The 21614-nt window shown below is 61.1% G+C and carries 11 protein-coding genes; 5 read left to right on the plus strand and 6 right to left on the minus strand.

Going from position 1 to position 21614, the window contains the following annotated elements:
* Window positions 1-8: 8 nt before the first annotated feature.
* From B8783_RS08210 to B8783_RS08230, 5 genes are all read right to left on the minus strand, one after another.
* Window positions 9-896, minus strand: a complete 888-nt coding sequence (locus B8783_RS08210) for a transglutaminase family protein (RefSeq protein ID WP_084421997.1) — start codon at window positions 894-896, stop codon at window positions 9-11.
* 11 nt (window positions 897-907) lie between these two features.
* Window positions 908-3313, minus strand: a complete 2406-nt coding sequence (locus tag B8783_RS08215; protein ID WP_084419695.1) for a circularly permuted type 2 ATP-grasp protein — start codon at window positions 3311-3313, stop codon at window positions 908-910.
* A gap of 3 nt (window positions 3314-3316) precedes the next feature.
* Window positions 3317-6664, minus strand: a complete 3348-nt coding sequence (locus B8783_RS08220) for a transglutaminase family protein (protein WP_084419696.1) — start codon at window positions 6662-6664, stop codon at window positions 3317-3319.
* Between the two features lie 274 nt (window positions 6665-6938).
* On the minus strand, window positions 6939-8129 hold the full coding sequence (locus tag B8783_RS08225; protein ID WP_084419697.1) for an alanine racemase: 1191 nt from the start codon (window positions 8127-8129) through the stop codon (window positions 6939-6941).
* The gene (locus B8783_RS08230; protein WP_169711742.1) at window positions 8126-9436 is read right to left on the minus strand and encodes a D-arabinono-1,4-lactone oxidase; all 1311 of its coding nucleotides are present in this window, start codon (window positions 9434-9436) and stop codon (window positions 8126-8128) included. The genes B8783_RS08225 and B8783_RS08230 overlap by 4 nt, the downstream gene beginning before the upstream one ends.
* A gap of 292 nt (window positions 9437-9728) precedes the next feature.
* Here B8783_RS08230 and B8783_RS08235 point away from each other — a divergent pair, with 292 nt between their 5' ends.
* The 5 genes from B8783_RS08235 (at window position 9729) to B8783_RS08255 (ending at window position 19776) form a co-directional block, all read left to right on the plus strand.
* Window positions 9729-10337: an ImuA family protein gene (locus B8783_RS08235; RefSeq protein ID WP_084419699.1), complete on the plus strand. Its 609-nt coding sequence runs from the start codon at window positions 9729-9731 to the stop codon at window positions 10335-10337.
* The gene (locus tag B8783_RS08240) at window positions 10225-11946 is read left to right on the plus strand and encodes a Y-family DNA polymerase (protein ID WP_233355717.1); all 1722 of its coding nucleotides are present in this window, start codon (window positions 10225-10227) and stop codon (window positions 11944-11946) included. The genes B8783_RS08235 and B8783_RS08240 overlap by 113 nt, the downstream gene beginning before the upstream one ends.
* On the plus strand, window positions 11943-15365 hold the full coding sequence (locus tag B8783_RS08245) for an error-prone DNA polymerase (protein WP_084419701.1): 3423 nt from the start codon (window positions 11943-11945) through the stop codon (window positions 15363-15365). The genes B8783_RS08240 and B8783_RS08245 overlap by 4 nt, the downstream gene beginning before the upstream one ends.
* Before the next feature lie 191 nt (window positions 15366-15556).
* Complete coding sequence (locus B8783_RS08250; protein WP_084419702.1) at window positions 15557-16663, plus strand: efflux RND transporter periplasmic adaptor subunit; 1107 nt, start codon at window positions 15557-15559, stop codon at window positions 16661-16663.
* Window positions 16660-19776 (plus strand): efflux RND transporter permease subunit, encoded by a 3117-nt coding sequence (locus tag B8783_RS08255; protein WP_084419703.1) that lies wholly within the window; start codon window positions 16660-16662, stop codon window positions 19774-19776. Before B8783_RS08250 ends, B8783_RS08255 begins: the two co-directional genes overlap by 4 nt.
* On the opposite strand, the gene B8783_RS08260 is transcribed toward B8783_RS08255, so the two are convergent.
* Window positions 19761-21404 (minus strand): alpha-glucosidase, encoded by a 1644-nt coding sequence (locus tag B8783_RS08260; RefSeq protein WP_084421999.1) that lies wholly within the window; start codon window positions 21402-21404, stop codon window positions 19761-19763. The two genes, B8783_RS08255 and B8783_RS08260, sit on opposite strands and share 16 nt — an antisense overlap.
* Between the last annotated feature and the right edge of the window lie 210 nt (window positions 21405-21614).

The raw sequence follows: 21614 nt of genomic DNA on the forward strand, positions 1-21614 counted from the left end.
CAACTGTATCAGCTCGCATTTTCCAGCGGGAGGACATCTACCTCCTGCGTGCTGACCTGGCCCGATGCGGTCCTCAACACGCCTTTGACTGGCGAGACATCTGAGTAGTCGCGCCCATAGCCAACCACGATATGGTCTGTGCCAATGTCGACCGCATTTGTCGGATCATATTCCACCCAGCCGAGCGACGGACCGCACCATGCCCGCACCCAGGCATGCATGGCATCCGCGCCGGCCAGTCTGGGCTTTCCGGGCGGCGGGCGCGTGCGCAGAAAGCCGCTGACATAGCCCGCGGGAATACCGGCGCTCCGCAGCGCGGCAATCATCACATGGCTGAAATCCTGGCAGACGCCGCGCTTGTGCTCGAAGGCTTCTTCGTGCGTGGTTTCAACCGATGTCGCCCGCGCATCAAAGGTAAAATCCCGGTGCAGCGCGGCCCCAACAAGGCGCACGGCCTGCAATAGGGAAACATCCACCGGCAGCGTATCGAGCACATAGTCGCGTAGCGTTGCATTTGGCCGGATACGAGGCGTCTCCCCTAAGAAGTGAAGCGGTGAGCGCGGATCCAGCGTCTGCGTATTGTCCAGCGCGGCCGCCAGATCATCAAATGGCAAAGCCAGCGTTTCATCCAGTTTGACCGACTGGCGTTCGATCCGCGCCTGCTGCAGGAACTCGATCTCGCTATGATAGTCCTCAAAAACCATTTCCACGGCCGTATTCCCGAAAAAATCATCGAAACGACTTCGGCCTGTGGGGTTGGGAGATACGTCCAGCTTGGAAGACAAGACTTTCTGCACGCCCGGAATGTCAATTGGGGCCAGACGCAGCAGGTGCCGACCGGCATAGACTGGCGCTTTGTATTTATAGGAAATCCGGAGGGTTACGTCGTACAGCATCATCGGTCCCATCAGCGCATGAACGCATCGGTCAGCATGTTCGAAACGGCACCGACATCATCGTAGAGCGCCAGCAGGCGATTGCTGTCGATCTGCTCATTGTGCGTGGTGAGAAGCTCCGCCCGAAGCCGGGTGATTTCGGCCAGGACGTTGCTCACATCGCGTGTGGTAATTGAGTGAGACAGCGCCTCGCAATAGGTCTGCAATTCGCCAAAGTGGAAAACGAGCGAGCGCGGGCTAAGCGGGTCCAGCGCGATCAGATCAATTACGGATGCGCGGGTCGCCTCAAAGGAATAGCGCCTGCGGTGAGAGATGGTGCTGTCGGCATACTCCAGGGCGAGGTCCAGCGAGCCTGCAGGCGCGTCCGGGTGCAGGAAGCTCGCCAGCGCAGATGCCAGTGACATCAGGCGCTCAATAGAGCGGCCAAGACTTAGGAAGCGCCACTCTGTGAAGCGGTACATATTGTCCTGCAGCAGGCCGGTGAAAGCACTGGATTTGCGCAGGAGCACGCCCATCTGGCGGGCCGTCTCGTCGCTGGATGGATCGGACGTGCGCTCCATCGCCTGAAGGCTGTCCCGAAGGTCTGAAATCGCTGCCCAGCCATCTGGAGAGACGCGGTCGCGGACGCTTCCTGCCGTGCGGGCGGCAGCATGGATGGCCGCCGACAAGGCCTTTGGAATGGCCATGTCCGGGTCGACGCCGATATATTTCATGTATCCGGACAGCCTTGCCAGAAGCGGCGATGTTGGCGCTTCGCCGCCTGCCAGTCGCAGATGATATGAACGATTGAGCCGGGCAATGCCTTCGGCCCGCTCCACATTCCGGCCAAGCCAATAGATGTTCTCTGCCGCCTGGCTCGGCAACGCGCCCTGACGCGCACGCGGCTCCGCACTGATGCTGGAATTGATGTTGGATGCGGTTGAGACCGGCGTGTCGCTGACGATCCAGACATCGGCGACCGACCCGCCCTTCTGCATGCTCAGCACGTTCGAATAAGGCTCCGCTCCAATCCGGGCGAACCCGCCGGGCATGACCGACCAGCCATTTGCAGTACGGACCATGAAGACACGCAGGCTCATCGCGCGTGGCACAAGCTGTCCGTCAATCCACGCAGGCGATGTCGAGAAGGTGACCGCCTCCTGCCCCACCAGATGCGCCCCCTCTTCCTGGAGGAGCTGTTGCATCGTCTGGCGACCTGACGCACGCAGCTGCTCTCCCATCATGGTTGTCTCGTTGGCATCAAATAGCATGCTGGTCGACAAGGCTGGCGCGATCATCATCGTATCGACATTGGCGAGCACATGACGCTTTTCCCGCGGCTGGCCACACCACCACGTTGCGATATTCGGTATCTTGAGCGGGCCACCCGTCAGGTGACGGGCAATACGCGGCAGGAAGGCCATCAGCGCCCGTGTTTCAAGAATGCCGGTGCCGAGCGCATTGACGACAGAGACCGTGCCGCGCCGCGTCGCGCCGACGAGACCAGCGGTGCCGAGCTGCGAGCTTTCATCAAGCTCAAGCGGGTCTGCGTAAAGCGCATCAAGCCGCCGCCATAAGACTTCAATCGGCTGAAGGCCGGACACCGTCCGCACATAGACTTTGCCATCGGTGACGGCCAGGTCTTCGCCTTCGACCAGCAAGAGGCCGAGATAGCGGGCGATATAGGATTGTTCGAAATAGGTTTCGCTGAACGGGCCGGGCGTCAGGATCGCGACATGGCTGTCGGGCGAGCGTCGCATATTGAGCAAGGTGGTCCGGAAATCGGTGAAGAAGTTGGCGACCCTGCGGACATGCGCGCCGGGATAGAACTCAGAATAGATGCGCGATGTCGCCACCCGGTTTTCGAGCGCATAGCCAGCCCCTGAAGGCGCTTGTGTGCGGTCATTGACGACCCACCACTGACCGTTCGGGCCACGGCCGATCTCGAAGGCGAGGAAGTTAAGGAAGTGCCCCGATGCCGGTTTGACACCGACGAGCGGACGCAGCCATTCCGGACTTTGCGCGATCAGCCCGCCGGGAAGGAAGCCATCACGAACAAGCGTGTTTTCGCCATAGAGGTCCGCCGCGACATGTTCGAGAATATCGGCGCGCTGGGTCAGCCCATCGACAATGCTGGCCCAGTCACTTTCATGAATGAGAACCGGCATGTGGCTGAGGGGCCAGGGCCGCTCATCGGCTTTGTCGTCGGTGTACTGGCGCATGAAAACGCCGGAATCGCGCAGGTATGCGTCACCGCGGCGGTGCATACGTTCGAGCTGGTCAGGCGACTGCCGGGCCACATGCTCAAGCAGCCCCCGCCATGCCGGACGAAGCGCGCCCGATGGGTCAAGCAATTCATCCGGAACGCCCTGCTCCAGCTGGTAATGCGCCAGAAGGCGAGCGATATCGCTATCGGGTGCAATCGCGATTTGCGACATTCATCACACTCCGGGCGCCCGGCGCAGGTCCAGCGTGAATGGAAATTCCGGATGCGGGGTTTCCGCCTCCGGCAGATACGCCCCCGGCTTGTGGCCTGACGGTTCGAAGCGGGCCAGCCGGCGCGCTTCGGCCTCATTGGAATTGACCGGGAATGTCTCATAGCTACGCCCGCCCGGATGGGCGACATGATAGACGCAGCCACCGATTGCGCGATTGGTCCAAGTGTCGAAAATGTCGAGCGTGAGCGGCGTGTTGACCGGCAAGGTCGGGTGGAGCGACTCCGGCGGTTTCCACGCCTTGTAGCGAAGCCCGGCAACCTGGGTGCCGTTTTCGCCTGTTGGTGCGAGTGGCAGGCGGCGACCATTGCAGGTCACCGTGTAGCGCTCTGGCACCGGCGATTTCAGCTTTACCTGCAACCGCTCTGCCGAGCTGTCAGTGTAGCGGACGGTGCCGCCAATCGCGCCGGTTTCACCAAGCACATGCCAAGGCTCAATGGCCTGGCGAAGTTCGAGCCAGTTATTCTCATAAGTGACCTCCCCGCAGAACGGGAAGCGGAACTCGAACTGTGCCTCATACCATTCCGGCTTGAGATCAAAGCCATGCTCGCGGAGGTCATCGAGGACCTCCATAAAGTCTTGCCAGACAAATTCCGGCAGCATGAAACGGTCATGCAGCACGGTGCCCCAGCGGACGGGTTTGCCGCTTGCGGGCGACTGCCAGAAACGGGCAATCAGCGCGCGGATCAGCAATTGCTGGGCAAGGCTCATTCGGGCATTTGGCGGCATCTCGAACGCGCGAAACTCAACAAGGCCGAGGCGGCCGGTCGGGCCATCCGGCGAGAAGAGCTTGTCGATGCAGATTTCGGTGCGGTGCGTGTTGCCGGTGACGTCGATCAGACAATTGCGGAGCAAGCGATCCACCAGCCATGGCGGTGGGGCCTCCCCCTCGCCCGGTTTCGGGATCTGGGAGAGCGCGATTTCAAGCTCATACAGCGTATCGAGGCGCGCCTCGTCGATGCGGGGGGCCTGACTTGTCGGACCAACGAAGAGGCCGGAGAAGAGATAGGACAGCGCTGGATGACGCTGCCAATGAAGGATCAGGCTTTTCAGCATGTCCGGACGGCGAAGGAACGGGCTGTCCAGCGTCGTTGCGCCGCCAACGACGACATGATTGCCGCCGCCCGTGCCGGTGTGGCGTCCATCGATCATGAACTTGTCAGCGCCAAGCCGTGTCTCGCGCGCCTCTTCGTAAATCGCTTCCGTCGTCTCTACGCATTGCTGCCAGCTATGGGCCGGATGGATATTCACCTCGATAACGCCCGGATCGGGCGCGACGCGGATAACATTGAGGCGCGGGTCGACGGGCGGGGAATAGCCTTCGATATGGACCGGAAGACCGATCTGTTTCGCGCCCAGCTCAGCCGCATTGACCAATTCAAGATAGTCTTCCAGCGCTTCAACGGGCGGCATGAAGACGCAAAGACGGCCATCGCGCACTTCCACACTAACGGCTGTGCGAACCGTCATGCCGGACGCATCGATTGTCTGCTCATGAACATCCTGACCGACCGAAGCTTCGGTGCGGCTGGCGACATCCTGTGTGCGCTCGCCTGCGCCGCGTTCGCCCGCATCATCCAGCGTAAAGTCTGGCAGCGGCCCCCGTGGATCTGTCGGGTCAGCGATGTGAATGTAAGGATAGAGCGCTGGCGGCACGTGCGGCAGCGATTCAAGCGGCAATCGATAGCCGACAGGGCTGTCACCCGGCACAAGGTAAAGCTTGCCGCGGCGGAGCTTCCACTTTTCCGTCTTCCAGCGATGGCCACCGGCTTGCGCCTGCCAGCGCTGCACGGGCAGGACAAAGCCGGATGGCTCTGTCAGGCCACGTTCAAAGACGCGCGCGATGCGGGCGCGTTCCTCAGGGTCTTTCAGCTTGGAGTTTTCAGGCGTCACATTTTCAGGAAGGGAGCCTTCCTTGATGATCCATTCGGCAGGGTCTTCAAAGGCCGGCAGGATCGTCTCGTCATTCAGACCAAGGTTCTGGGCGATGGCGGAGGTCAGCCGGCTGGCGTCTTCTGCGCCGACATCATGGGTTTCGTCCTCGCGGGCGATCAGGTCCGGGTCCTGCCAGACAGGTTTTCCATCCCCTCGCCAATAGAGCGAGAAGGTCCAGCGCGGCAGGCTCTCGCCCGGATACCATTTGCCCTGCCCGTAATGCAGGAAGCCGCCCGGCGCGAAACGGGCCTGCAGGCGGCGGATCAGCTGATCGGCGAGCGCGCGTTTGGTCGGGCCAACCGCATCGGTGTTCCATTCGCCGGCCTCAAAATCATCGATCGAGATGAAGGTCGGTTCGCCGCCCATGGTGAGGCGTACGTCTTCGGCCTTCAGAACATCGTCGACCTTCTGGCCGAGCGCGTCGAGTTGCGACCAGCTATCGTCGGAGAACGGCTTGGTGATGCGAGGGTGCTCTGCGACCCGTTTGACCTGCATGTCGAAGTCGAAATCGGTGCGTGTGTCCGGATGGCCTTTGAAGCCGCCGGCAATCGGCGCGGCGTTGCGATAATGCGGCGTGGCGGCGAGCGGTATGTGGCTTTCGCCGGTCAGCAGGCCGGAGGTCGGATCGAGGCCGATCCAGCCGGCGCCCGGCACATAGGCTTCGACCCATGCGTGGAGGTCTGTAAAGTCATGATCCGTCCCAGCCGGGCCATCGAGCGCGACAAGATCAGGCTTCAGCTGGATGAGATAGCCGGACACAAAGCGCGCGGCGATACCGAGATTGCGCAGCAGCTGAACAAGCAGCCAGCTTGAATCGCGGCATGAGCCAGAGCCGATGTCGAGCGTCTCTTCCGGCGTCTGTACGCCCGGTTCGAGGCGGACGATATAGTTGACGTGGTTGGCGACCCGGCGGTTTACATCGACGAGGAAATCGACCGTGCCCATCTCATCGCGTGGGATGGAGCCAAGGAACGCCTCGAATTTCGGCGTCTTCGGCTCAGGCTTCAGATAGATGGCGAGGTCTGGCGCGAAATCATCGGAATACTCAAACGGCCAGGTCTCTGCGCGCTCTTCGACGAAGAAGTCGAACGGGTTGTACACCGTCATGTCGGCGACGAGGTCAACCTCGATCTTGAATTCGCGCACCGGCTCTGGGAAGACAAAACGGGCGAGCCAGTTGCCGTACGGGTCCTGCTGGTGGTTCACAAAGTGACCACCGGGCGAGACTTTCAGACTGTGCGAGACGATCCGCGTGCGCGATTGGGGCGCAGGACGCAACCGGATGATTTGCGGGCCAAGCTCAACGGGCCGATCGTATTTGTAGTGCGTCAGGTGATAGATGCTGGCGAGAATTGCCATAGATGGCGTGCCTTCCGGTGGACCTCGGTTAAGTCTAATACCTATTGCATCGCATCCAATAGGCGAAAGCAAATCAACACCTTGGAAGCGGCCTTCAATTTCGGTGAGAGAAATCCGGGCAGGTTTTCCGTGGGTTTGGCAAGATGCGTCCAACCGGGCTGGAGCAACATACCGCTCATGAGCTGTAACCATGCAGGACGGCAACGTTCAGGACAGACAGATCAAAGCCCAAAGCGCCGCCGACTTTCGAGAGACCTCAGCGCATCCCTCTTCCTCATGCCGACGCGCCGAAGACCGGCCAGGTGTCGACGATTGCGCCGTCTTCATAGACGGCGATGTCGCCGAATTGAAGGAGGACGGCTTCTGATTGGGTGGGACGGAAGAAGACGAAGTCGTCTGGCTTCAACGCCAAATCCGCCGGCCCGGTCATCATCTGCTGGTTGCTGGAGCGGCCATATTTCTCGTTTACGAGCAGGCCTTCCGGCCAGACCGGCTTGGCCATCCAGTTGCCACCGAAGGTGTAGACGGTCTTTGCATGGCCGTCCGGCATTTCAGGCTCGCGGCCCGGCATGAGATCGAAGCCCGCGACATTGATCCCGTCCAGCACTTTCAGTGCCGGGGTGGCGATGAAGCTCGCCGGGACATGGGCTTCCAGCATGTCGGTATCGAAATCGGTTGGTTTGACGAGGATCGATCCGGCCGACACTTCATTGGCAAGGCTCGTGTCGGTGTAGAGCCTGTAGGTCGGGCTGCCGGCGGTGTTGAGCGTCAGGGATTGTGCGGCGCCTGTATTGTTACTGCAGTCGGTCAGCACCCTCGCCCGGCGGTAAATCTCCCAGGCGGAGTCCACCGCCTTGTCCCGCAGGCCATGCTTCTGCGGCATCTTGGCGATGTGCGGTTCATAGCCCATCAGCCCGGCAAAGCGGGCGGTGTTGGACGCGCGCAACGCGTCTGCCGCAGCTTTCAGCGTCTCATCTGCGGCGAACCCGCCGCGGTGCAAACCGACATCCAGTTCCAGCACCACATCCATGGGCAGGGAGAGCTCGTCGGCGAGCGCCATATATTGGGCGAGCCGTTCGGGCGTATCGACCAGCCACTGTACCCGCGCCCCTGCCGGGGCCTCGGCATAGAATTTCCGCGCCGCCGCGACAGGCAACGGCTTGCCGAGCAGCTGGTGCGCGTCTGGCATTTCGCGCGCAATCTCCAGCAGCATGGCGAGGTTGAACGTCATCAGGCGGTCGGTGCCGGTTTTGCTGCGGATATGGGAGAGGAGCGGCAGGCTCGGCAGGGATTTCGCGACGATGCGATAGCCCATCCCCTCTGGCAGATGCCCTATGAAGGTTTCGATGTTTGCGTCGAGGCGCGCGCGGTCGATGATCAGGGTCGGCTGCGCGATAGCAGCGGCGTTCAACGCGGCCTGGAGCTTGCCGAAATAGGCCCCGTCCAAGGTGTTCAAATCGCTCATATCGTCCCCGGCTCAAACAAGGTCTTCAGGTATGGCGAGAGGAAGCGCCCGTCCGGGTCTACCTCGCGGCGGACCTGACAGAAGCGGTCGAACTCGGGATAGAGGCCGGTGAGGTCCGCGTGGGTCAGGCTGTGCAGCTTGCCCCAGTGCGGCCGGCCGCCTGCCCGCCGGAAGATCGGCTCGATATGGCTGAAGAAGAAGTCATACTCATCTTCGGCATAGGCATGCACGGCGATCGAAATCCTGCTGCCATCATTGAAGGGGCTGAGCCAGATATCGTCGCGGGCGGATTTCCTCACTTCGATGGGGAAGAACACGTCCGGGCGCTCGGTCTCGATATAGGTGATGACCTCCTGCAGCACGTCCAGCGCGGCGCCTTCGGGCAGGTGGTATTCCATTTCGTTGAAGGGCACGTTCCGCTCACTGGCGAGCAATTCCCAGCTGTTTCCGATGACATTTTCGCCCTCAAACTCGGCGAACGCGCCGGCGAGGAATTGCTTGCGTGAGGCGAGATCATCCGGCGCATAGTCGCGCGCGCGTTTAAGGCCGAGGACGGCGTCATCATCGTCACTTTCCTCGCGCGGCGAGGCGGGCGCATCGGTCAGCTCATGTGAAATCGAGATGCCGTAGCCGGAAAACGGGACATAGAAAAACTCGTAATTTCTAAGGGTCTGCCAGCGTGTTTTTGCGCTCGCGAGGAGATCCGCGAGCGGCTCGGCAGAGGTTTTCCGGTGCAGGCGATAGGCATCGACCAGCTGAACTTCCGCCTCGACCAGTATGCCGATCGCGCCCAGCGACACCTGGCACGCTTCGAAAAGGTCCCGGTTCTCATCGCGTGAGACGGTGACCAGTTCACCCGCCGCCGTCAGCACTTTGAAGGACAGGATTTCGGCAGAGAGGCAGGAGAGCGTCTCACCCGTCCCATGGGTCGCGGTGGAGATCGCACCGGCCAGCGACTGGACATTGATGTCGCCAAGGTTCCGGAATGCCAGACCATATGCTTCCAGCGCGGGCGAGAGGTCTTTGAGGCGTGCACCAGCATTTACCCAGGCGGTTTTCTTCGCCTTGTCGACAGAGTGGACAAGGCCCATCCGGTCAAGCTTCAGGAGCGTGCCGTCTGTCGCCGCGACCGGGGTAAAGGAATGACCTGCCCCCACAACGCGGACCGGGCCCGGCGCGGTTTTCATAAGTGTTTTCAGCGCGTGCAGATCGGCCGGCACAAGGATGGCCGATGGGCTCGCGGTCTGATTGCCGGACCAGTTCGACCATTCGGCCCCGGTTTCAGGCTTGTTTATTGTGTTCGCCATCTTCGTGACGCCTCCCTCATCTTTCGAAGGAGACCACATTTGCGAGGCGTCTGGCAATGGCGGCGGGAGAATGCCCGGCGGGGCGGGGATTTTCACAGCTCTGTCTGCCTGCAGGTAGGCGCGCCCTTGACTCTTTTGTGTTAGAACAAAATAAGAACATATGGAGTCCTCGAACCTAGACATCCCAGGCGTATTCCGCCTTGAAGGACGCCCCCAACGGGCTGATCCGGCCTTTCCATTAAGGCTTGGCAGCGAGGGCGTGCATGAGGTTTGCGAGGCCCGTCATGGCGATATGAGCGCGATGACCGGCTTTGTGCTGGCCGCTGCAGCCCCGCCTGCGGGGGCGATTGTCTGGATCCGGCAGTTCAACCTCTATCAGGAACATGGCGGCCTGCTCGAGGCCGGATTGCATGCCCTCTCGGCGCAGCGACCTGCTGTGCTGGGCGTCCATACCAGAAAGAGTGCCGATACGCTCTGGGCAACCGAAGAAGCAATCCGGTCGGGTGCAGCTGGGCTTGTGATTACCGAGGTCGATACGCTGGACTTTACAGCCTCGCGCCGCCTGACGCTGGCGGCCAGCCGGCATGGGGTGCCGCTCGTCCTTTTGCTGCCCTGGCGCCATCAGGGCACGAGTGCGGCGACGGCGCGCTGGCGTGTCTCTGCCCGTCCATCAGCGCCAAATCCTTTCGATACGCGTGCCCCCGGCGCCCTTCGCTGGCAGGCCGTGCTCGAAAAATCCCGTCAGGCTCCGCACATGGCGGACCGTGTCTTCAACATCGAGCTCGATAATGAAACGCTATCTCTGCGTGTGGTTTCCGGGCTGGCCACTGACCCGCCTGCGCCGCGCAAGACGCCGACAGAGCGGCAAACCCTTCCGGCCAGCTACCGGAAAACCGGCTGACGCGCCGCAAAAGCCATTTGTCCTGACAGAGACCGGCCCGCACGGCCTGCTGGTGGCGGCTGCCAATAGCTCTGCGCGCACGGTCGGCATATCGGCTGGGCTTGGCTTTACCGATGCGAAGGCGCGCTGCCCGGACCTTCTCTATGAGGAGATCGACCGGGAGGCTGATCGCAAGGCTCTGGCCGCTATCGCGGCATGGATGGTGCGCCTGTCCCCGCTCGTCGCGCTGGATGGCGAGGACGGGCTGATGATCGAGACGACAGGCTGCGATCACCTGCATGGCGGCGAAAGGAAGATGATGGCGGCCGTGGAGGCCCTGCTCAAGCGCGATGCCATTCCCCATCAGCTTGGCCTTGCGAGCACGCCGGGCGCGGCGAGCGCTGTTGCCCGGATGCAGCCCGGCACAATTCTCGCTGATGGCAAGGAGGCAGACGGGCTTGCCAGCCTGCCTGTCAGCGCGCTTCGCCTGTCAGCCGATGCAGACACCCTGCTGAAGCGGTTTGGCCTTCGTCAGATTGGCCAGCTCTATGGCATTGACCGCAAGGCATTGGGGCGGCGTTTTCAGTCGCGGGCGACGGCGGACGCGGTTCTATTGCGGCTGGATCAGGCTCTCGGGCTGCGGCGTGAGCCGATTGATCCGCTGGTGCCTGCGCCCGCCTTCTCGGTTCGCCTGCCCTGCCCTGACCCCTTGCTGGTCGTGGAAGGCATTCAGGCAGGGCTGGAGCAGCTGGCTGGGGAGCTTTGCGAGGCGCTGGCCGAGCTTGGTCAGGGCGCGCGGGCCTTTACCCTGCATGCGTTTCGCTCAGATGGGGAAGTGCGCTCAATCTCGATCACGCTGGCGCGGCCTGTGCGGACACCGAAGCATATTCTTCGCCTGTTTGCAGAGAAGACAGATCAGACCGATCCGGGCTTTGGCATTGACCTTCTGATGCTGGACGCTCACCGGACCGGGCCGATGGACACCAGCGCAATGGCCCTCTCCGGAGATCTTGCGGCGAGTGACACTGACCCGGTCATGCTGTCAGCCCTGGCAGACCGGATCACAGCCAAGCTCGGCGAAGGGGTCGTGACCGTAACAGCGCCGGCGCAAAGCCATCTGCCCGAGCAGGCCGAGCGGGCGACCGCGTTTGATGGCGCCCTGCCTGCGCCCGGTGAAGCACCGCCGCGGCGAGGGCCACGTCCGATCCGTCTGATCAATCCGCCAGAGGAGATAAAAGTGCTGGCCGAAGTGCCTGACGGCCCGCCGCTTCGCTTTGTCTGGCGGCGGGTGCCACATGCGGTCAGCCGGGCAGATGGGCCTGAGCGACTGGCACCGGAATGGTGGACCTGGACATCGCCGCCGCCTGCATCGACCAGCCCTGATGGGGTGGAACGCAAATGGCTGAACCCGAAACTCGACAAGCGGGCCGATGCGGCGCTGATCACGAAAATCCGCGCCGAACTTGAAGAAGCCGATATGGGAGAGCCGGTTTCAAACCTGCCCCGGGCGCGGGACTATTACCGCATTGAGGACACTGATGGGCGCCGCTTCTGGCTGTTCCGGCAGGGCCTTTATGATGATGGACGCGGCGGAGCACCGCGCTGGTTCATGCATGGGTTGTTCGCATGAGCCAGTATGCCGAACTCGCCGTCACGACGAATTTCTCTTTCCTGCGCGGGGCCAGCCATGGCGAGGAACTGGTGGCGCAGGCAAAGGGGCTTGGCCTTGCCGCAATCGGCATTGCAGACCGCAACACACTAGCCGGTGTCGTGCGCGCGCATCTGGCGGCGAAGGAATACGGATTGAGGCTGCTGGTCGGCGCCCGGCTTGTCACCGATGATGGCTTTGAGCTGATCACCTATCCGCAGGACCGGGCCGCCTATGGCCGTCTTTCGAGCCTGCTGAGCGAGGGCAAGCTGCGTGCTGAAAAGGGCGAGTGCCATATCCGGCTGGAAGACATCATGGCGCATGCCGAGGGGCAGATCTTTATCGCCATGCCGCCGCCCAGCGCGGGAGAGGCGTTTCGCCTGCGGCTGGAATGGCTGCGCGCGCAATGGGGGGACCGGCTCTATCTTGCTGCGCGCCACGGCTTTGACGGGCAGAACCGGGAGAAGCTCGCCCGGCTGGCAGAGCTGGGCCTGCGCGCGGGGGGTGTGCCCATCGTGGCGGTGAATGATGTGCTCTACCACGCCGCCGAGCGCCGCCCCCTGCAGGATGTGATGACCTGCATCCGTGAACATTGCACCGTCTCCGAAGCCGGGTTCCGGTTGGAGGCAAATGCTGAGCGGCATTTGAAACCGCCCGAAGAAATGGCACGGTTTTTCAAAGGGTTCGAGCCAGCTCTTCGACGAAGTCTAGAGATTGTGGCGCGGTGTACTTTCTCTCTGGATGAGCTTGCCTATGAGTATCCTGATGAGCCTGTGCCGGCTGGTAAGACACCTCAAGCTCACCTTGAGGCGCTGACATGGGAAGGCGCGGAATGGCGCTATCCGGATGGCCTGCCGGACAAGGTGCGCAAGGCTTTGACCAAGGAGTTGAAGCTGATCAGCGAACTCGATTACGCGCCCTATTTCCTGACCGTCCATGACATTGTCGCCTGGGCACGCGGTCAGGCGATCCTTTGTCAGGGGCGTGGGTCGGCGGCCAATTCGGCGGTCTGTTATTGTCTCGGCATCACGAGTGTCGACCCGTCGATTACCAGCCTCCTCTTTGAGCGGTTCCTGTCCAAGGAGCGTAAGGAGCCGCCCGATATCGATGTCGATTTTGAGCATGAGCGGCGTGAGGAAGTCATCCAGTATGTCTATCGCCGCTATGGCCGTCACAAGGCGGCGCTGACCGCGACCGTCATCTCCTACCGCCCGCGCTCTGCGGTGCGCGAAGTGTGCAAGGCGCTGGGGCTCTCGCAGGACATTGCCTCGGCGCTGGCCGGGACGGTTTGGGGCAGTTTCGGATCTGATGTGAAGGAGCAGCAGATCCGTCAGGCCGGTCTCGACCCGGCCAATCCGGTGATCCGGCGCGCGGTGCAGCTCACCCGCCAGCTGATCGGCTTTCCGCGGCACTTGTCTCAGCATGTCGGTGGTTTCGTACTGACACGAGGGCCGCTGGTCGAGACGGTCCCGATTGGCAATGCGGCGATGGATGAGCGCACCTTCATTGAATGGGACAAGGACGATATCAGCGCGCTCGGCATTATGAAGGTGGATGTGCTGGCGCTCGGCATGCTGACCTGTATCCGCAAGGCGTTCGACATGCTGCGGCTTCACAAGGGCCTCGACTATGACCTCGCCACCATCCCGCAGGAGGATGAGGCGACCTATGATATGCTATGCAAGGGTGACTCGCTTGGCACATTCCAGGTCGAGAGCCGGGCGCAGATGAACATGCTGCCGCGGCTTCGACCACGGGTTTTCTATGACCTTGTGATCGAGGTCGCGATTGTCAGGCCCGGGCCGATACAGGGCGATATGGTGCACCCCTATCTTCGTCGCCGCAAAGGCATCGAGACCGTCACCTATCCGTCCCCTGCCCCCGAACACGGCCCAGCCGATGAGCTGGAAACCATATTGAAGCGGACAAATGGCGTACCGCTCTTCCAGGAGCAGGCAATGCAGATCGCCATGGATGCGGCGAAGTTTACCCCCGATGAGGCCAATGGCCTTCGCCGGGCGATGGCGACGTTCCGCAAGGTCGGCACGATCCAGAATTATGAAGACATGATGGTCGAACGCATGGTCGCGCGGGGGTATGAGCGCACCTTTGCGCAGCGCTGCTTCGATCAGGTGAAGGGCTTCGGGGAATATGGCTTCCCGGAGAGCCATGCGGCGAGCTTTGCGCTTCTGGTGTACGTGTCGTCCTGGCTGAAATGCCATCATCCGGACGTGTTCTGCGCCGCGCTTCTGAATAGCCAGCCGATGGGGTTCTACGCCCCGGCGCAGATTGTACGCGATGCGCGCGAGCATGGTGTGGAGGTACGCGAGGCAGACGTGAATTTTTCCGATTGGGACAACATATTGGAGCCTTGCGGTCGGGGTGAGATGGTCTTTCTTCCCCCGCCTGCGGGGGAAGTGGCCCGCGAATGCGGGGCGAAGGGAGCCTCCCAACAAAGCGTACCACCCTCCACGCGCCCCCTCCGCCCTTCGGGCACGTCCCCCGTCCTTCGACAGGCTCAGGATGAGGACGGGGGAGGAAAAGGCTCTCTCCTCGCTGTGCGGCTCGGCTTTCGCCAGATTGATGGTCTGCGTGAAGACGAGATGGAAGCGATGATGGCCGCGCGGGCGGGCGGGTTTGAGCAACCGACCGATATTCGACGGCGTACGGGGATTACACGGCGGGCCATGGAGCTTCTGGCGGCAGCAGATGCGTTCGGGTCGATGGGGCTGAACAGGCGCGAGGCGCTTTGGGCCGCGCGCGGGGAAGCGCCAGGCCAGTCCCTTCCTCTCTTTGCAGCTGCCGATACAGCAGATCAGGGCCGCGAGCAGGCCGCGAAGCTTCCGGAAATGCCGCTCTCGGAACATGTCCTGCAGGATTATCAGACGACGCGTCTCTCGCTGAAGGCGCACCCGATGTCCTTCCTGCGCAACCATTATGAGACGATGCGGACGCTGAGCACAAAGGCGGCGAGCGATCTTTCAAATGGCGCGCGGGTTCAGACGGCGGGGGTCGTTCTGGTGCGCCAGAGGCCGGGCTCGGCGAGCGGGGTTTGTTTCATCACGATCGAGGATGAGACCGGGGTCGCCAATCTGGTTGTCTGGCCAAACGTGTTTGAACGGTTTCGCGCTATCGTCATGGGCGCGCGTATCATCATGGTCAAAGGCCGCGTCCAGAAGGCAGACAATGTCACTCATATTGTGGCCGAACAGCTGATCGACCGGACCGACGATCTTGGCCTTCTGTCAGAGACGAACATCACCGACCCGATGCGCGGCGTGCTGTCGAATGCAGACGAGGTGGTCAAGCCAATCCCTGACCGACGCGGACCGCCCGCGAAACCGGCACACAGTCATCCACGCAATGTGCGGATTATTCCCAACAGTCGCGACTTTCACTGACCGGCGCGACCAATTGTCAAATCAATAGGTTCAGACTGGAAGTCCGGACAGAATGCACTAGTTCGCGATAGGATATTACACTAACCTGACATATGATCTGGCCATATTGCCTCACCGGGCATTAGCCTTCCCGACATTCGCAACTATCTGCTATCTTTGACGACGTCAGACCGGTGCAACAAGGACTTGATGTGACAGACGTTAAAATCGCCCTTGCGCTTATTTCAGGCCTGCTCGTGCTGTCGTCATGCGGCAGTGAGGAGCAGACGGCCCCTGCCGCGCGGACCGAACGCGCGGTCCAGATTATTCCGCATCAGGTCAGCTATCGCACGGAAACGACACGAATAGAGGCCGTCGGAACGGCGCGCGCGCGCTCCTCGGCGACGATCTACCCAGAAACGGCTGGTGAAGTTGTGGAAGTCAATTTCGAGGCTGGCGACAAGGTGACGAAGGGCGACGTCTTACTGCGCCTTGAGTCGGATGCAGAGCGACTGGCTGAACGGCAGGCGCAGGTCACCCTGAAGAATGCCGAACGCGTTATTGAGCGCTACAACAAGGTTTCGACGCCCGGCGTGATCTCCACTAACGAAATGGATCGCGCCCAGGCGGCCTATGATGCGGCTGGGATCGACCTCTCCATTGCCCGCGACGCCCTGTCCAACCGCGTCGTGCGAGCGCCTTTCTCTGGCTATGTTGGCCTCACCGATATCGATCCGGGGGCACGGATAAATACCAATACCGTCATCACCCGCATTGATGATCGTGAAATCCTGTATGTCGACTTTCCAGTGCCCGAACAGACCTTTGGCCGTATCAAGCCGGGAGACGCGTTTGACGTGTTTCCCTTCTCAAATCCGCAAGCGAGCTATTCGGCCAAGGTCATGACGGTCGACAGCTCTATCGACGCAACGACCCGCGCCTACACTGTGCGGACCTCAATCGATAATTCCGAGGACAATCTAAGGCCCGGCATGAGCTTTCGGATCGGGTTTGACCTGCCGGGACAGTCTTATCCATCCGTGCCGGAAGCCTCGATCGTCTGGGGCGGTGACGGCGCTTTTGTTTGGGCGGTGGAAGATGGCCGGGCCAAACGGGTTGGCGTGACCATCGTCAGCCGTGATGACGGTAAGGTTCTGGTCAAGGCCGATATTGCCGAAGGCAGCTGGGTCATTGATGAGGGTGTGCAGAAGGTGCGCGAAGGCGTACCCGTTGCAACGCCCGGCCGTAGCGATCTCTCGGCGCCGGCCGCGACGGCAACCGGCCCCCGACCGGGCGGAAACGCGGCAGCGCAGCCATGACGCCTCCTGGCGCAGGCCTTCCGGGACTTTCGGTCCGTAGACCGCTTCTGGCGATGGTCCTCAACCTGCTGATCGTGATCGCAGGCCTCGCCGCCATTCTTGGTGTCGAAGTTCGCGAGCTGCCGGATGTTGATCGGCCTATCGTGTCCGTGCAGGCCAGCCTCCCGGGGGGTGCCCCCGAAACAATCGATTCCGAAGTCACGAGTATTCTTGAGGGCGCCGTGGCGGGCGTCTCAGGCCTCCGGGAAATCCGCTCATCCAGTGAAGAGAATAGCGCGCGCATGCGCATCGAGTTCAATCCTGGCGTGGACCTCGATACGGCCGCGTCAGACGTCCGCGAAGCCGTCAGCCGCGTCACACGGCAGCTACCGGAGCGCGTCGAAAATCTGTTTGTCACCAAGGCGGACTCTCGAGGCGAATCCGTTCTGACGATTGCGGTGATCTCTGACGCGTATAGCGAAGAAGAACTCACCCGCATCATCGAGAACGATATTGCGCCAGAATTCCAGTCGATTGATGGGGTCGCAACTATTCAACAATTTGGCACGCGCGAGCGCCAGATGCGTGTGCTGATCGATCCGCTGCGGCTTAACCGATTTGGCCTGACCATAGCCGATGTTGCAACCGCCCTTCGACAAGCCCCATTCGACGTGCCCGTTGGAAGCTTTCGGTCCGAGAGCCAGGAGCTGATCGTCAGAGCCGAAGCGACGGCCGCAACGCCCGCCCTGATCAAGGACATCTACATTCGCGGCAACACGAAAATCGGCGATGTCGCTGAGGTTGTGCTCGGCCCAGCGGACGCAGAGAATTTTCTACGCCTCAATGGTTCGCCGGTCATTGGTCTTGGCGTGGTGAGGCAGGCCCAATCAAACACGATCCAGATATCGGAAGCGGCCAAGCGCAAGGTCGCCCAGCTCAATCGCCGGTTCGACGACATCGAACTGCGCGTGACGTCCGACGAAGCCATCTTTATTGAGAAATCCGTCGAGGAAGTTCTGACCAGCCTGCTGATCACGGTGCTGATCGTGGTTGCTACGATCTGGCTGTTTCTTGGCTCGCTCAAGGCGACCATCATTCCGGCCGTGGCCATTCCGATATCACTGATCGGCACCGTGGCGGGGATCTGGGCCCTCGGATTTTCGATCAATCTGCTGACCTTGCTGGCTCTGGTGCTGGCCACCGGTCTCATCGTCGATGATGCGATCGTGGTGCTGGAGAACATTCAGCGTAAACAGTCCGAAGGCATTCGCCGACGGGCAGCCGCCGTGCTGGGCGGCCAACAGGTGTTCTTCGCCGTCATCGCAACAACGGCCGTCCTGGTCGCCGTTTTCGTACCGATCTCTTTCCTGCCATCGACCACGGGACGCCTGTTCCGGGAGTTCGGCTTTGTGATGTCGTTGGCGGTGATCATTTCATCCTTTGTTGCGCTGTCCATTGCGCCTGCCATTGCGTCAAAGTTCCGCTTCGTCGCGCGCGACCCAGCGGATCGAAAGGACAGCTATCTTGAGAAATTCGGCCGCAAGGTCTTGCGGCTGTATGAGCGAATGCTGCGCTTCTGCCTCGGCTTTCCGCTCGTCGTGGTTCTGGTTTCCGTGCTGACGGCGATTGGTGCCGGATTACTCTTCTTCTCCCTGCCGCAGGAACTGGTGCCGCCTGAAGACCGCGGTGTGGTGGAAGTGTTTGCCACCGGGCCTGATGGGGTTGGCCTCGCCTATATGGACCAGCAAGCCGACAGGATGGAAGCCATCCTGCAACCCTATGTCGACGATGGCACAATCGACGCGCTTTTCACCATTGTCGGCCGGTATGACCCAAACCGGATCGGGATCACCGCGCGCCTGGCGCCCTGGGAAGACCGCGATATCAGCCAACAGGAGCTGATTTCGAAGCTGCAGGGACCAATGTCCAACATACCCGGCGCACGCGTATCAGTGTTCGGCCGATCTAGCCTGTCAGGTGGGTTCGGGGGGCGCGGCGGCGGGCTGCAGGTTGCCCTGACGGGCAGCAATTATGACGAAATCTACGCCGCTGCGCGGGAATTGTCGGCATTGATCGAAGACAATCCGATCCTGTCGAACCCTGAAATCTCGTACCAACCGACACAGCCGCAGCTCTCGATAGCGATTGATCGCAGGCGCGCAGCAGACCTCAATATTCCGCTCGACGAGTTATCGGTGACTTTGCGCGCAATGGTTGATGGCGAGGACCTGATTGACCTTAATGTCGATGATCAGTCCATCCCGATCATTCTGGAGTCTGAGACAGGCACTATCCGCGACCCGGGCGACCTCAGCAATCTCTTCGTGCGGTCCACAAATGGTAATCTGGTGCCGATCTCGACGCTGACCACGATCACGGAAGAAGGGGTCGCCGCAGAGCTCGACCGTACAGAGCAGCGCCGCGCCATCGAAGTGCAAATGGACACGCTGCCCGGCGCGCCGCTGGCTGATGCGATTGCTGAGATCACACGCCTTGGCCGCGAGACCCTGCCCGACGGCATCAACATGCTGCTGCAGGGGGAGGCTGCAACGCTGGAGGAAAGCAATCATGACCTGTTGCTGACCTATGGCTTTGCATTCGTGATTGTCCTTCTGGTGCTGATCGCGCAGTTCGAGAGCATTACCAGCCCGGTTGTTGTGATGCTGAGCGTGCCGTTCGCGCTCGCAGCGGCGGTGTATGCGCTGTTTCTGACAGGCGTCTCGCTCAACATTTATTCGCAGATCGGTCTCGTCATGCTGATCGGTCTGATGGCCAAAAACGGTATTCTGCTCGTCGAGTTTGCCGATCAGTTGCGAGGTGAAGGCAAGAGCGTGAAAGACTCCGTCTTCGAAGCGGCCACCCTCCGCGCCAGGCCGATTGCGATGACGTTGATCTCGACTGTGCTGGGCGCGCTGCCGCTGATCCTGTCTTCAGGTGCAGGCTCTGAGGCACGCAACTCAATTGGTTGGGTCGTGTTCGGCGGGCTCGGGTTGGCGGGTATCTTCACCCTGTTCCTGACGCCGGTGATCTATCTCGGCATCGCGCAGCTAAGCAAGGCGCGCGTCACTGAGACACGCGCCCTGGAAGACGAGCTGAAAGAAGCAGAGACAGCGGGCCGTCAGCCGGCAGAATGATCTTTGAGCGTGGCCCAATAGCCCGTCCAGGGGGAGAGCGTTTCAGGAATAACGGCGCCCGGTTCAGCAGCGCCGGTCTGATCCACCACGAACTCCAGATCCGCAGCTTGGACCGGCAGGTAGCTCACCGGCCGTTCGGATAAATTGAAGACGCAGATCATGACCGCGTCGCCGTGCACCCGCTTGTAAGCGACCACGCCATCTGGCGTATCCAGAAACTCCATTTCACCAAGACGGAGGGCATCCGATGACTTGCGGATCGCAATGAGCGCGCGCGCGACGCTGAGGCTGGAGCCTGAAACATTGGTCTGTTGATCGACGGCCAGAAGATCATGGCGCGGATCAACGGGGAGCCAAGGCTGAACCGCTTCAGAAAAGCCCGAATTGCTCGCGCCAGACCGCCACGGCATCGGCGTGCGAGCCCCATCGCGGCCAAGCGTGCGGGGCCAGTTGGCAATGGCTTCGGGGTCTTTCAAATGCTCGAACGGCACGTCAGCCTGCGGCAGACCAAGCTCTTCGCCCTGATAGATGAAGGCATTGCCGCGCAGCGACAGCAGCAGAAGCATCAGCGTATCAGCCGCCTGCTTGCGCTGTGACTCGTCAGCCCAGCGCGAAACGGCCCTTGGTGCATCATGATTTGAAAATGCCCAACTCGGCCAGCCCTCCCCCGGACGACCGCTCCACTCCTGCAGAGAGCGTTTGATGCGGCCTGGCGACAGCGTCGTGGCGTACAGAAAGTCAAAGCTGTAGGCGGAGCTGAGATGCGTCTCGCCTTCAGTGAAACTTTTCATTTCATTGATTGAATTGGCCCCGACAACTTCAGCCACAGTGAACCGCTCGCCATAGGTATCCAGCACGCTGCGCAGGCGAGAGAGAAAGGCCGGAACGCCCGGTTGGGACATGTTGTAGATATGGTCCTGCATATCGAACGGACGCGTTACGTTCTCCATTGCGATGCCGGACGGCGGATTGTCGCGCAGCTGCTGGTCATGCATGCCGAAATTGATGGCATCCAGGCGAAATCCGTCAACACCCCGGTCAAGCCAGAAGCGCGCCGTCTCAAGAAGGGCGTCCTGCACCTCCAGATTGTGAAGGTTCAGGTCCGGCTGCGAGACCAGGAAATTATGCAGATAGTATTGCTGGCGACGGGCATCCCACTCCCAGGAAGAGCCGCCGAAAACGGCCTGCCAGTTGTTTGGCGGCGAGCCATCGGGCTTCGGATCTGCCCAGACATACCAGTCGGCTTTCGGGTTCGTTCTGTCAGCCCTGCTCTCTTCAAACCAGGCGTGCTGATCGGAGGTATGTGAATAGACCTGGTCGATAATGACCTTCAGGCCAAGCGTATGCGCGCGGGCCACGAGCCGGTCGAAATCTGCAAGGGAGCCGAACATCGGATCGACGTCGCAATAGTCTGCAACGTCGTAGCCATAGTCCTTCATCGGCGAGGTAAAGAATGGCGATAGCCAGACAGCGTCGACGCCGAGGGCTGCGACGTGATCGAGCCCTTTCACGATACCGGCCAGATCCCCGATGCCGTCCGCATCGGTATCAAGAAAGCTGCGCGGATAGATCTGATAGATGACCGCACCCTTCCACCAGGGACTGTCTTGTGTGGTGTCTTCAGGCATGGCGAAAGTCCTGTCGCGTTGCATTTGGAGCGTTCAGCTGTCCTCCAAGCTGGTCATTTTATCAAGCCGCTTGCGCCCTTGAGCCTCGCACCGGGGACGCGCTTCACCGCATTGGCGTTTTCTGCGGGCATGATGAAAATCATAGAGGCAGGGCGCGATGCTAGCGAATGTCAGCGAGACGGTCGCAGATGAAATGAATGCGCCAAACAA

It is taken from the genome of Henriciella litoralis, assembly GCF_002088935.1.
Classification (GTDB): domain Bacteria; phylum Pseudomonadota; class Alphaproteobacteria; order Caulobacterales; family Hyphomonadaceae; genus Henriciella; species Henriciella litoralis.

Coding starts and splice junctions, on each gene's coding strand:
- B8783_RS08210 (WP_084421997.1), bottom strand. CDS start 896: ATGCTGTACGACGTAACCCTCCGGATTTCCTATAAATACAAAGCGCCA.
- B8783_RS08240 (WP_233355717.1), top strand. CDS start 10,225: ATGAAACGCTATCTCTGCGTGTGGTTTCCGGGCTGGCCACTGACCCGC.
- B8783_RS08225 (WP_084419697.1), bottom strand. CDS start 8,129: ATGAGCGATTTGAACACCTTGGACGGGGCCTATTTCGGCAAGCTCCAG.
- B8783_RS08220 (WP_084419696.1), bottom strand. CDS start 6,664: ATGGCAATTCTCGCCAGCATCTATCACCTGACGCACTACAAATACGAT.
- B8783_RS08230 (WP_169711742.1), bottom strand. CDS start 9,436: ATGGCGAACACAATAAACAAGCCTGAAACCGGGGCCGAATGGTCGAAC.
- B8783_RS08235 (WP_084419699.1), top strand. CDS start 9,729: ATGAGCGCGATGACCGGCTTTGTGCTGGCCGCTGCAGCCCCGCCTGCG.
- B8783_RS08215 (WP_084419695.1), bottom strand. CDS start 3,313: ATGTCGCAAATCGCGATTGCACCCGATAGCGATATCGCTCGCCTTCTG.
- B8783_RS08255 (WP_084419703.1), top strand. CDS start 16,660: ATGACGCCTCCTGGCGCAGGCCTTCCGGGACTTTCGGTCCGTAGACCG.
- B8783_RS08260 (WP_084421999.1), bottom strand. CDS start 21,404: ATGCCTGAAGACACCACACAAGACAGTCCCTGGTGGAAGGGTGCGGTC.
- B8783_RS08245 (WP_084419701.1), top strand. CDS start 11,943: ATGAGCCAGTATGCCGAACTCGCCGTCACGACGAATTTCTCTTTCCTG.